Consider the following 11,977-nt stretch of genomic DNA (forward strand, 5'->3'; position numbering starts at 1 on the left):
GGGGCCCCCACGCCCACCCCCCCCCGGCGGTCGGGTCGCCGGGGCTTACCCGGCTCCCGCCGGTCCAACCGCGCGGGTCAGGCGCTCTCCCGGGCGACCAGCGTCGAGGGGAAGGCGGTGACCGGGGGCGCCGCCAGCTCCTCCAGCACGGCGGTGGCCGCGGCGGTGGCGATCCGGGCGACCGGGTGGGTGGCGGTGGTCAGCGGCGGGCTGCTCACCGCCGCGTACGGGATGTCGTCGAAGCCGGCGACCGCCACGTCGTGCGGCACCTCGACGCCGCGCCGGCGCAGCGCGGCGATCGCACCCAGCGCGGTGGCGTCACTGGCCGCGTAGATGGCGTCCGTGTCCGGCCAGGTGTCGAGGACCTCCAGCGCGGCCCGGCCGCCCCGGGCGGCGGTGAAGTCGCCGCGCACCACGCGCTCCGGCAGCCCGGCTGCCCGCATCAACGACCGGTACGCGGCCACCGGCCGTTCGGCGCAGGTGAGCCAGCGCGGGCCGGTGATCATGGCGATCCGGCGGTGGCCGCCGGCGTACAGGTGACGCAGGACCTGCTCGGCGCCCCCGGCGTTGTCCACGTCGAAGGAGGGGACGACGGGCGAGCCGATGCCGATCGAGATGACCCGGCCGTGCATCCGGGCGGGCACCGCGTCGAGCATCGCCTGGGTGGTGTTGACCAGCAGCATCCCGTGAACACTCCGGTCGTCGCCGAGCCGCCGCAGGTCGGCCGGGGCGCGCCGGGACAGCCATTCGAGGGTCACCCCGAGCCCGTGCGGGGCGCAGACCCGGGCCGCCGCGCTCACCACCCGATCCACGTACGGGTCGTCGAAGAGGGTGTCGTCCCGGCCCACGACGGCCACCACGAGGCGTACCCCGCGGCCGCGCACCAGCGCCCGGGCGGCGGTGTTCGGGACGTAGCCGAGCCGGTCGGCGGCGGCCGCCACCCGGTCCCGGGCGTCCGGGGAGGCGAAACCGTAGCCGCCGAGCACCCGGGACGCGGTGGCCCGGGAGACCCCGGCCGCCCGGGCGACGTCGTCGAGGGTGGCGGATCGTGTCGTCGGCGTACCCATGTCGGCATCATGCCCGGTCGGAGCCGCCGGCGGTAAGGGGTGGGCGGGCTTGCCCTGAGAGCGCTCTCCGTTGTCCGATTGTCCTCGAGACCCGGGGGAGAGGACCATGACGCGGTGAGCAGCACCATCGACACGCCGGCCGTCGACCGGCCGGCCGTGCCGCGGGCGGTCCTGGCGGCCCGCAACGGCGTGGCCGTCGTCTTCACCCTCAACGGGCTCGCGGTGGCCACCTGGTTCTCCCGGGTGCCCGCGGTCCGCGAGGCGCTCGGGCTCAGCGCCGGCCGGCTCGGCCTGCTGCTGCTGGCCCTGTCGGCCGGCGCGCTGGTGGCGATGTCCACCGCCGGCCTGGTCACCCTGCGGCTGGGCCCGGCCCGGACCGTGGCGGCGTCCACCGTCCTGGTCGCGGCGGGCCTGGCCGGCGCCGGCCTCTCCGCCGGCCTGGCCGGCTCGCTGGTCGGCGTCGCGGTCGGGCTCTTCGCCCTCGGGTACGGCTCCGGCACCTGCGACGTGGCGATGAACGTCGAGGGCGCGGCGGTGGAGCGGCGGCTCGGCCGCACGATCATGCCCCGGTTCCACGCCGCCTGGAGTCTCGGCTCGGTGGCCGGCGCCGGGATCGGCGCCGGGGCGGCCCGGCTGGCCGTACCGGTCGGGTGGCACCTGTGCGCGGTCGCGGTGGTGGTCCTGGCCGGCACGCTGCTCGCCGCCCGCGCCTTCCTGCCCGCCCCGGCCGAGCCGACCGGTCCGACCGACCCGGCGTCCCGCCGGCGCGCCCTGCTGGCCACCTGGCGGGAGCCCCGCACCCTGCTGATCGGCCTGTTCGTACTGGTGATGGCCTTCACCGAGGGCAGCGCCAACGACTGGCTGGCGGTCGCGTTCGTCGACGGGTACGGCGTCAGCCAGGCGGTCGGCGCCACCGTCTTCGGCGTCTTCGTGTTCGGCATGACCCTCGGCCGGACCGCCGGCACCGTGGCCATCGACCGCTGGGGTCGGGTACGCGTCCTGTCCGGCACCATCGGGCTGGCCGCCGTCGGTGCCACGCTGGCTGTGCTGGCCGGCTCCGGTCCGCTCGCCGTGGTCGGCGTGGCGCTGTGGGGCATCGGCGCCTCGCTCGGCTTCCCGGTCGGGATGAGCGCGGCCGCCGACGACGAGGACCGGGCGCCGGCCCGGGTCAGCGTGGTCGCCATGATCGGCTACACCGCCTTCCTCGCCGGTCCGCCGTTGCTCGGCTTCCTCGGCGACCACCTGGGCATCCTGTCCGCCCTCGGGCTGGTGCCGCTGCTCCTGCTGCCCACCTTCGCCCTGGTCCCGGTGCTCCGCCCGCCGGCCCGCTGAGCTGCCCGACCAGCCCGACCCCCGGCGCTGTCGATCACCAGCCGACTCCCACCGGTCTCGCAGCCGATTGCCAGCTACGGGTGCTGCACTGGGTGGACGCCGAGGAAAGGAGGCGACCATGGGCTGGTTCAGCCGCCGGGGCACCGACCCGACCACCCCGACCAAGCTCGACCGCGAGGCGAACCGGGACGACCTGGCCGCCCTGGAGGCGTTCGTGACCAGCCGCCGCGGGGTCGAGTTCTACCTGGAGCCGGAGACCACCGCGACCGACACCACGGTGGTCGCCATCGCCGACGACGGCGAGTGGATCCGACGCCGTACCGGCTCGCCCCGGGCCGCCGCCAAGATCGCCCAGCGGCACGCCGTCCCGCTGTACGAGGCCGCCCGCACCGGCTACCCCGAGCGGATGCGGGCCTGGAACCGGGCCCACCCGGAGCGGCGCGCCCGCTGACCCGTCCCCGGCCGATCAGCGGAACGCGGCGGCGAGTTCGTCGTCGTACACGGCGATCGGCCGGCCGTCCGGCCCGTAGGCCACCAACCGTCCGTGCGTCATGCTGGCCGACCGGAAGGAGAACGTGCGGGAGCCGGGGTAGGCGGCGAGCAGCGGGATGACCCGGGGCGCCCCGCCCGGCGCCGAGTAGTACTCCAGGCGGGCCACGTCGGGGGAGACCACCCCGTTGACCCGTACCTTGGTCGGCTCGACCGCGGTGCCGAAGGTGACCGGCCCGGTCCCGCCGTACGCGGCGCACTCGGCCGGACCCCGGCAGACGAAGAAGTACCGGGGGTTCGCCACGTCCGCCAGCGAGTAGGCCTTGAAGGTGGGGTCGGCCCCGGCCGGCAGCGGCTGCACGGCGAAGAACGCCAGCGTCGCCGTGGCGGCGACACCCAGCCGGAGCCAGGCCCGGCCGGCGAGGCCGCGCCGGTGCGGCCGGGTCGCCGCGACCGCGACGCCGCCGAACCCGGCCAGGCAGAGCGCGCAGACCCCGAGCGCGCGGGCGTTCTCCAGGAGGAACTGCACGCCGGGGCGGGTCGACACCGGGCCGAGCACCGCGCCCAGCGACACCACCATGGCCACCAGCAGGGCCGCCCCGGCGATCCTCCGGGCCACCCCGGTGGCGCCGACCAGCAGCATCCCGGCCAGCACCGGCCAGATCTGGTGGTGGGTCCAGGAGACCGGGGAGGCGGCGACGGTGGCGCAGCCGACCAGCACCGCGGCGTGCCCCGGCCGCCCGTCCGCCGTGAGCTGCCGGGCTCGCAGCAGCGCGGCCAGGCAGATCGCGGCCACCAGGGCGGCCCAGACCACCGGCAGGGCGGCCGGGGAGAGGCCGACCCGCAGCAGCATCCCGTGCACCGACTGGTTGCCCAGCGAGGCCAGGTCGCCGATCCGGGAGGTCTGCACCACCGTGCCGGCCCAGTAGGTCCGGCTCTCCGCCGGCAGCACGACGGCGGCGACGGCCGCACAGGCCAGGAAGGCGCCGACCGCGCGGCCGGCGTCGCGGTACCGGCGGGCGACCAGGAAGTACGCCACGAAGAGCAGCGGGGTCAGCTTCACCGCGGCGGCGACCCCGACCAGCACCCCGCGCCAGCGGGCCGGCACCGTGCCCATGCCGTCCAGCAGGGCCAGCAGCACCACGAAGATGCTCACCTGCCCGAAGCGCAGGTTGCTCTGCACCGGCGCGGAGAGCAGCAGCACCGTCGCGGTCGCCGCCACCGCCAGCGGCCGGTCGGATCGGGCGGCGGCGAGCGCCCCACCGACCGGTACGGCGACGGCGACCACCGCCGCGACCGTCGACAGCAGCCAGACCGCCCCCAGCACGGACTCCGGCAGCGCGGTCAGCGGCCAGAGCACGAGCGCCGCGAACGGCGGGTAGGTGAACGGCACGCCGTTCTCCGCGACGTACCCGTACAGCGGCCGGCCGGCCCGCAGGTCGGCCAGCGCCCCGTAGTAGATGTGCAGGTCGGAGAGGTGGTCCGGGCGGCGCAGCACCAGCCCGACGGAGATCGCCGCGGCCAGCGTGAACAGGGTCCACAGCAGCATCACCCGGCGGTCCCGCATCGGCCGAGGATAGGGCAGCTCGGCCGGGCGTGGGGGGCCCGCGGTCAGACGCCGAACGCGACGCCGGCGGTCGTCGTCGGGTCGGTGGTCGACCTTTTAGACCCGGTTCTGCTGGTGCGAGGCGACCTCGCTGGCCGGTCTCGCCGCCGCCGAGCTGGCCGCCGGGGCACCCGACGCCGCCGGGGCGCCCGACGCCGCCGGGGAACACGGGCAGGCCGCCGTCGAGCTGGCGGTCCGGGCCGGCTACCGGCCGATCGAGCTGCGCGCCGCGCGGGTGCTCGCCCGGGTGGCCGAGGCCACCGGGGACCCGGCGGAGGCGGCCCGGCTCGACGAGCGGGCCGCACTGCTGGCCAAGGAGACCGGGTACGCCGAGACGCCGGTCAGCCGGTGACCGTGCTGGTCAGCGTGTACCCCAGGGCGGCCGCGCCCAGCCCGGCGACCAGGCTGACCGACATGTTGGCCAGGGCGTGGAACCGGGCGCCCTCGCGGCTCAGCCGCAGCGTCTCGTAGCTGAGCGTGGACCAGGTGGTCAGGGCGCCGCAGAAACCGGTGCCGACCAGCGCGGCCACCGCCGGGGAGGCGGGCGCCGCGGTCGCCGCGCCGAGCACCAGCGACCCGATCACGTTGACGGTCAGCGTGCCCCACGGGAAGGGCGAGTCGTGCCGCGCCTGGACCGCCCGGTCGGTGAGGTAGCGCAGCGGGGCACCGAGCGCGGCGCCGATCGCGATCAGCAGGACGGTCACCGGGCCTCCCCACCGCCGGCCCGGGCCAGTAGCCGGCCGGCCACCGCGTCCCCGGTCCAGACCGCCAGCAGTGCCCCGAGCACGGTCGCCGCCAGGTACGCCAGCGCGGTCCCCGGGGCGCCGGCGAGCACCGCCCGGTGTGCCTCGACCACGTACGTGGAGAAGGTGGTGTAGCCGCCGAGCACGCCGACGCCGAGGAAGGGCCGGACCAGCGGGCCGGCCGGGCGGGCGGTGAGCACCGCCATCAGGGCGCCGATCAGCAGGCAGCCGCTGACGTTGATGCCGAAGGTGGCCCACGGGAAGCCGGTGGGCGGGTGCGGGAACGCGGCCTGCGCGCCGGCCCGGGCCAGCGCGCCCAGCACGCCGCCGGCGGCGATGGCGCCGAGCACCGCCGCCGGGTGGGCGGCCAGCTCCCCCCGGTCGGCGGGTACGTGCAGGTCGACGTCGGGGTCGACGCGGAACTCGTCGGGTTGGGTCACCGGTGCCTCCCACCAGTCAGGGCATCACTGGCAGGGACCGTTGGCGACGTGACGCGGTTCTCCCGGTCGGTTCGGGACGGCGGGCCCCACCGCCGGTCTCCGCCGAGGATAACCCGGCCCGCCACGGATCATCCGGCGGCGTCGACCGGCGCACGGACGGGCTGCTCGACGTCCCGCCCTGACCTGGCACGACGAACGGTACGGGCGTACGGTGTGCGGCATCGCCCGGCGCGATGCGGCGTCGGGGCCGTCGCGCAGGAGGCAACCGTGCAGGACCGCACCCCTCGTCCAGAGGAGCTGGAACCCGTCGAGCGGGTCGGCGTCGACGAGCTGCGGGCCCGGCAACTGGAGCGGCTGCGCTGGTCGCTGCGGCACGCGTACGACAACGTGCCGCACTACCGCCGCGCGTTCGAGGCGGCCGACGTGCACCCCGACGACCTGCGCGAGCTGGCCGACCTGGCCCGCTTCCCGTTCACCGGCAAGGCCGAGCTGCGGGAGAACTACCCGTTCGGGATGTTCGCGGTGCCCCGGGAACGGATCGCCCGGCTGCACGCCTCCTCGGGGACCACCGGCCGGCCGACCGTGGTCGGCTACACGAAGCAGGACCTCGCCACCTGGGCCCGGCTGATGGCCCGCTCGATCCGGGCCGCCGGCGGCCGCCCCGGCGATCGGGTGCACGTGGCGTACGGCTACGGACTGTTCACCGGCGGCCTGGGCGCGCACTACGGCGCCGAGGAGCTGGGCTGCACGGTCATCCCGGTCTCCGGTGGCATGACCGAGCGGCAGGCCCTGCTGATCCGCGACTTCGCGCCGGAGGTCATCATGGTCACCCCCAGCTACATGCTCGCCATCGTCGACGAGCTGGAGCGCCAGGGGATCGACCCGAGGACCACGTCACTGCAGGTGGGCATCTTCGGCGCCGAACCGTGGACCGAGGACATGCGCCGCGAGATGGAGCAGCGACTGGACATGCACGCGGTGGACATCTACGGGCTGTCCGAGGTGATGGGCCCCGGGGTGGCGGTCGAGTGCGTGGAGACCAAGGACGGCCTGCACCTGTGGGAGGACCACTTCTACCCGGAGATCATCGACCCGGTGACCGGCGCGGTGCTGCCCGACGGCGAGCCGGGCGAGCTGGTGCTCACCTCGCTCACCAAGGAGGCGATGCCGGTGGTCCGCTACCGCACCCGGGACCTGACCCGGTTGCTGCCCGGCACCGCCCGGTCCATGCGGCGGATCGAGAAGATCACCGGCCGGACCGACGACATGATGATCGTGCGCGGGGTGAACGTGTTCCCCACCCAGATCGAGGAACTGATCCTGCGTACGCCGGCGTTGTCGCCGCACTTCCAGTGCGTGCTGGACCGGCAGGGCCGGCTGGACACCCTCACCGTCAAGGTGGAACGGCGGGTCGGCGTCGCCGCGGACGAGGCGGAGCGCGCCGGGGCGGCCCTGGTGCAGCAGGTCAAGAACACCATCGGGGTGAGCGTGGCGGTGCAGGTCATCGAACCCGACGGGGTGGAGCGGTCGATGGGCAAGATGCGCCGGATCGTGGACCAGCGGCGGGGGCACTGAGGTGGGGGAGCACGACGGCCGCACCGCGGCCCACGACATGTTCGACGCCGACGTGGCGTCCAAGGGGCTCGGCATCGAGCTGGTCTCGGCCGGCGACGGGGCGGCGGTGGCCCGGATGCGGGTCACCCCGGCCATGCTGAACGGTCACGCCATCGGCCACGGCGGGTTCGTCTTCCTGCTCGCCGACACCGCCTTCGCGCTGGCCTGCAACAGCCACGGCCCGGCCACCGTGGCCGCCGGTGGCGAGATCAGCTTCCTCCGCCCGGTCCACGAGGGCGACCTGCTGGAGGCCCGGGCCACCGAGCGGGTCCGCCACGGCCGCAGCGGCATCTACGACGTCACCGTGTGGCGGGACGACGAGGTGGTCGCCGAGTTCCGGGGCCGCAGCCGCACCATCGCCCGGGACCAGGGCCGGCCCTGAGGGCCCGGCGCGCCGGGCCGGACTGTCGGTGGGGTGCGCCAGGATGGGCCGATGGCACACATCCTGTTGTTGCACTCGGTCTACGGGCTGCGGCCCGCCGTGCTCGCCGCCGCCGACCGGTTGCGCGCCGCCGGCCACCAGGTGAGCACCCCCGACCTGTACGGGGCACCGCCCGCGGGCACCGTGGCGGAGGGCTTCGCCCTGTTGGACAAGGTGGGCCGGGACACCGTCCTGGAACGGGCCCGGGCGGCGGTGGCCGAGCTGCCCGCCGAGACGGTGCTGGCCGGCTTCTCGATGGGCGCGGGCGTGGCCGGCGCGCTGCTCGCCGAACGGCCGGCGGCGGCGGGCCTGCTCCTGCTGCACGGCACGGGCGGCGCCCCGGAGTCGGTGCGGCCCGGCCTGCCGGTGCAGCTGCACCTCGCCGACCCCGACGAGTACGAGCCGCACGACGAGGTCGAGCAGTGGCGGGAGGCGATGACCGCCGCCGGCGCGCAGCTGGCCGTGTACCGCTACCCGGGCCCGGGGCACCTCTACACCGACCCCGACCTGCCCGACCACGAGGCGCTGGCCGCCGCGCTGACCTGGGAGCGGGCGCTGGCCTTCCTCGCCGACCGCTGACCGATCCCGCCGGGACCGTCCCGCCGGGATCGGCCCGGCGCGACGCCGTGACCGGAGTGGCCCCGTGCCCGCTCCGGTCACGGCGTCGGGTCATGCCGCGGCGAGCGCCGGCGGTCCGGTCTCGGCCGCCCGGCCTGGTCGAGCCCCCGGCGGCGCCGTCGCGTGCGCCGGTGCGCCCCGACCCGGCCGCCGGTTCCGGTCGCGGACCTCGGCGGCCGGCGCGGCGGTGGCGGGCGCCCGCTCGGTGCCGCGCAGCCCGACCGTGGCCCGGCCGGCCAGATCGCTCTGCCCGACCGTGGCCCGGCCGGCCGGATCGCTCTGCGCGGCCGTGGCCCGGCCGGCCGGCCTGGCCAGCGGCGGACGTACCGGCCGAACCGTCGCGGGCCGCCGCCCGTCGACCGTCGGGTGCGTCGCCCCGCCCGCCGGTCGGGTGTCCGCGTCGCCCCGGTGGCGGTCTGCGCGGACCGGGTGCGGGCGCGTGCCGGCCGGGTGCGTGCCGGTGGCGGCCGGGTGGGCGGTCGGGCGGACCAGGTGCGGGTCCGCGCCGCCCGGGTGCCGCCGCCCGGCGGCCGGGTGCGGGTTTGGGCAGGTCGCGACGGGCCGGGCCCGGCGGGCGAACTCCGCCCGTAGCGTGCGGGGCACCCGGTGCCGGGCCACCCGGGCCACCGTCGGTTCGGCGACGGCGTACCGACCGTGGCCGGCCCGGCGCAGCAGGCCGATCTGGACCAGGGTCCGCAGCACCGGCTCGGCCCGGCCCGCCGCCCAGTCCAGCAGCCGCTCGACCGTGTCGGCGGTGACGTCCGTCCGGTATGCCGCACCGGCCATCAGCACCGCCCGCTGCTCCCCGTCCAGCCGGTCCAGCCGGGCGTCCACCATCCGGCGTACCGGGTCGGGCGCCGCGTCGGTCGGGCCGCCGGGGACGTCCAGCGCCCGCACGTACGCCCGCGCGACGGCCGGGTTGCCGGCGGTCAGGGGCAGCAGTTCCCGGGCCAGCGCGGCCGGTCGGCCGGACCGGGCGAGCAGGTGGCGCAGCAGCCGGCCGGTGTCCACTCTGTCCAGTGGGGCCAGGGGTACGCGGCGTCGCCGGTCGGCGGCCCCGGACAGCAGGTCGGCCCAGCCGGGACCGTGGGTGGCCACCACCGCGAGCGGCAGGGCCCGCCCGGTCGCGGCGGCGAAGAGGCGGTGCAGGAACCGGTTCAGCGCCGGGGCGGCGCGGTCCAGGTCGTCCACCGCCACCACCACCGGGCGGTCGGCCGCCAGGTCGAGGAGGACCTCCCGCCACACCTCGGCCCCGCGGGCCGCCGCTCCGGCGTCCTCCGGCGCCACCACGAAATCGGCCAGGGCGTGCGTCGCGGCCGCCCGCCGCGCCGGCGGCAGCAGTCCGTCCAGCGCCGTGGCCAGCCGGCGGCGTACCGTCGCGGCGGGATCCGCGTCGGCGACCCCGGCGAAGGCACGGACCATGTCCGCCAGTGGCGCCAGGTCCCCTCCGGGGTACGGCGGGCAGTGCGCCACGTACCAGCGGACCGGCACACCGTCCACGGTCGACGCCGCGCGGGTCAGTTCGTGCAGCAGCCGGCTGCGCCCGCTGCCGCTCGGGCCGGCCAGGGAGACCCAGCGGGGCCGCCGCTCCCGTACGGCGCGGGCGATCTCGTCAGCGGCCGTGGTCAGCTCCCGGCGCCGGCCGACCAGCGGACCCTGGTGGTCGGCCGATCCGAGCCGGCCCAGCCCGGTCACCCGCCAGACGTCCAGCGGCTGCGCCTTGCCGGCCACCGCCATCGCGGCGAGCGGGCGCAGCTCGAGCAGACCGGCGACGGTCCGCCGGGTGGCCGCGCAGACCACCACGCCGCCCGGCGGGGCGTACTCCTGCAACCGGGCAGCGGTGGTGATCACCGCGCCGCTGGCGTTGCCGTGCCCGCCGTCGCGGGTGCCGGCCAGGTCCACCAGGACCTCCCCGGTGGCCACCCCGACCCGGATCCGCAGCCGGGTCCCGGCCGGCGCGCGCCGGTCGAGCGCCTCCTGGATCTCCAGCCCGGCCCGCACCGCCCGGTACGCGTCGAAGCCGTCGGAGCCGTGCGCGCCGAACAGGGCCATCACCGCGTCGCCCACGTACTTCTCCACCACGCCGTGCCACCGGCGCAGCACCCCCGCCACCGTGCCGAAGTACGCGCGCTGCAGCGCCCGGACGTCCTCCGGGTCGAGCCGTTCCACCAGGCCGGTCGAGCCGACGATGTCGACGAAGAGCACGCTGACGGTCCGCCTCTCCTCCGGTACCGGCCAGCGCGTGACGGCTTCCCGACTTTCCCCGGTCGTGGTCACTGGCATCGCACCCACCCTTTCCCCCGGCCCGCTGCCTGACGACCTCTGGAGACTTGCACCACCGGTACGTCGGGGGATCGGTAGGACGACGTATGTCGACCACTCGCAACCATTAGTCGCAATGTCGACGCGAGGAGTACCACTAGCGCCCTGACGCCGTAGAACGTTACGGGGGCCTGTGACTAGGCTGCGTGCCATGGCCAGCGATGTGGACACCGCGCCGCTCGTCGGTCGTGCCGACACCATGGCGGCGCTCCGATCGGCACTTCTCGACGACCTGGCCCCCGGGCACACCGCGGCGGTCTTCCTCACTGGCGAGAGCGGGGTGGGCAAGACCCGGCTGCTGGCCGAGGTCACCGCCCGGCTACGGGACGCGGGCGCACTCGTGCTCACCGGCTCCTGCCTGGACATCGGGGACGCGTCCCCGCTGCACCCGCTGCGGCAGGCGCTGCGCCGGCTCGACGCCGAGCCGACCGGGGCCCGTACCGCCTCGGCGGTCCGTGGCCTGCTCCAGGTGTTCGACCAGGAGACCCCCGGTCCGGACGGCGCCGGCGCGCTGCTGGAGCGCGTCTCCCAGGGGCTGCACCTGGTCGCCGGTGGTCGCCCGCTGGTCCTGGTCCTCGACGACCTCCAGTGGGTCGACCGGAGCACCCGCCAGCTCCTGCTCTACCTACTTGCCGGCCTGGGCGACCTGCAGCTGTCGGTGCTCGCCGCGGTCCGCGCCGAGTCGTTGCAGGGCGCCCACCCGCTGCGCCGGGTGCTCACCGAGCTGCGCCGGCTGCGCTCGGTCCGGGTGGTCGACCTGGCGCCGCTGGACCGGGCCGGCACCGACGCGCTGGCCGCCGCGATCGTCGGCGATCCGCTCGTGCCCGAGGCCGCCGACCGGCTGTGGCAGCGCAGCGGCGGCAACCCCTTCGTGATCGAGGAGCTGGCGCGCGACCTGCGCGACGGCCGCGACGACCTGTCCGACACGCTGCGCGAGGTCTTCCTGTCCCGGGTCGACGCCCTGCCGCAGCACGCGCACACGGTGGTGCACGCGATCGCCGCCGGCGTCGAGCCGGTCGAGCACTGGCTGCTGGCCCAGGTGGTCCGGCTGCCCGAGGACGAGCTGATCGAGGCGGTCCGGGCGGCGGTGGCGCATCGGCTGCTGGTCAGCGCCGACGACGGCTACCGGCTGCGGCACCGCCTCGTCGCCGAGGTGCTGGCGCACGAGCTGCTGCCCGCCGAACGTGCCGCGCTGCACCGTCGCTACGCCGAGGCGCTGACCTCGGCCACCGCCGAGCTGCACCAGGCCCGGCTGGCCCACCACTGGCGGCTGGCCGGTGAGCCGGGCCGGGCGTTGCCCGCCGCCATGGCCGCCGCCCGCGAGG

The 11,977-nt window shown here is 76.5% G+C and carries 11 protein-coding genes; 6 read left to right on the forward strand and 5 right to left on the reverse strand.

What is annotated here, in order from left to right; genetic code table 11:
• Positions 1 to 77 precede the first annotated feature (77 nt).
• The gene (locus ONA70_RS29600; protein ID WP_265009784.1) at positions 78 to 1,067 is read right to left on the reverse strand and encodes a LacI family DNA-binding transcriptional regulator; all 990 of its coding nucleotides are present in this window, start codon (positions 1,065 to 1,067) and stop codon (positions 78 to 80) included.
• A gap of 114 nt (positions 1,068 to 1,181) precedes the next feature.
• Here ONA70_RS29600 and ONA70_RS29605 point away from each other — a divergent pair, with 114 nt between their 5' ends.
• Together ONA70_RS29605 and ONA70_RS29610 are read left to right on the forward strand one after the other, a co-directional pair.
• Positions 1,182 to 2,399: an MFS transporter gene (locus tag ONA70_RS29605; protein WP_265009785.1), complete on the forward strand. Its 1,218-nt coding sequence runs from the start codon at positions 1,182 to 1,184 to the stop codon at positions 2,397 to 2,399.
• A 118-nt stretch (positions 2,400 to 2,517) separates the two neighbouring features.
• Positions 2,518 to 2,850 carry a hypothetical protein gene (locus ONA70_RS29610; RefSeq protein WP_265009786.1) on the forward strand — a complete coding sequence of 111 codons (333 nt, stop codon included), beginning with the start codon at positions 2,518 to 2,520 and terminating at the stop codon, positions 2,848 to 2,850.
• A gap of 15 nt (positions 2,851 to 2,865) precedes the next feature.
• On the opposite strand, the gene ONA70_RS29615 is transcribed toward ONA70_RS29610, so the two are convergent.
• From ONA70_RS29615 to ONA70_RS29625, 3 genes are all read right to left on the reverse strand, one after another.
• Positions 2,866 to 4,455: a glycosyltransferase 87 family protein gene (locus ONA70_RS29615; RefSeq protein WP_265009787.1), complete on the reverse strand. Its 1,590-nt coding sequence runs from the start codon at positions 4,453 to 4,455 to the stop codon at positions 2,866 to 2,868.
• Between the two features lie 380 nt (positions 4,456 to 4,835).
• Positions 4,836 to 5,198, reverse strand: coding sequence for a fluoride efflux transporter CrcB (crcB, locus tag ONA70_RS29620; protein ID WP_265009788.1), 363 nt, complete (start codon positions 5,196 to 5,198; stop codon positions 4,836 to 4,838).
• Positions 5,195 to 5,677, reverse strand: coding sequence for a FluC/FEX family fluoride channel (locus ONA70_RS29625; protein ID WP_265009789.1), 483 nt, complete (start codon positions 5,675 to 5,677; stop codon positions 5,195 to 5,197). Before ONA70_RS29625 ends, crcB begins: the two co-directional genes overlap by 4 nt.
• Positions 5,678 to 5,944: 267 nt before the next feature.
• Between ONA70_RS29625 and paaK the strand changes: the two genes are divergently transcribed.
• Genes paaK through ONA70_RS29640 form a run of 3 tightly spaced genes read left to right on the forward strand, consistent with a single transcriptional unit; the run spans position 5,945 to position 8,291 of the window.
• Positions 5,945 to 7,252 carry a phenylacetate--CoA ligase PaaK gene (gene paaK / locus ONA70_RS29630; protein WP_265009790.1) on the forward strand — a complete coding sequence of 436 codons (1,308 nt, stop codon included), beginning with the start codon at positions 5,945 to 5,947 and terminating at the stop codon, positions 7,250 to 7,252.
• A 37-nt stretch (positions 7,253 to 7,289) separates the two neighbouring features.
• Positions 7,290 to 7,673, forward strand: coding sequence for a hydroxyphenylacetyl-CoA thioesterase PaaI (gene paaI / locus ONA70_RS29635; protein ID WP_265009794.1), 384 nt, complete (start codon positions 7,290 to 7,292; stop codon positions 7,671 to 7,673).
• Between the two features lie 51 nt (positions 7,674 to 7,724).
• Positions 7,725 to 8,291 (forward strand): dienelactone hydrolase family protein, encoded by a 567-nt coding sequence (locus ONA70_RS29640; protein ID WP_265009791.1) that lies wholly within the window; start codon positions 7,725 to 7,727, stop codon positions 8,289 to 8,291.
• Between the two features lie 90 nt (positions 8,292 to 8,381).
• Here the strand turns inward: ONA70_RS29640 and ONA70_RS29645 are convergent, their stop codons facing one another.
• The gene (locus ONA70_RS29645) at positions 8,382 to 10,613 is read right to left on the reverse strand and encodes an AAA family ATPase (protein ID WP_265009792.1); all 2,232 of its coding nucleotides are present in this window, start codon (positions 10,611 to 10,613) and stop codon (positions 8,382 to 8,384) included.
• Positions 10,614 to 10,803: 190 nt separating this feature from the next.
• On the opposite strand from ONA70_RS29645, the gene ONA70_RS29650 reads away from it, so the two are divergent.
• Positions 10,804 to 11,977: ATP-binding protein (locus tag ONA70_RS29650; RefSeq protein ID WP_265009793.1), on the forward strand; the 1,174-nt coding region annotated here is incomplete at its 3' end.

This window comes from Micromonospora yasonensis (assembly GCF_026013475.1).
In the GTDB taxonomy this organism is placed as follows: domain Bacteria; phylum Actinomycetota; class Actinomycetes; order Mycobacteriales; family Micromonosporaceae; genus Micromonospora; species Micromonospora yasonensis.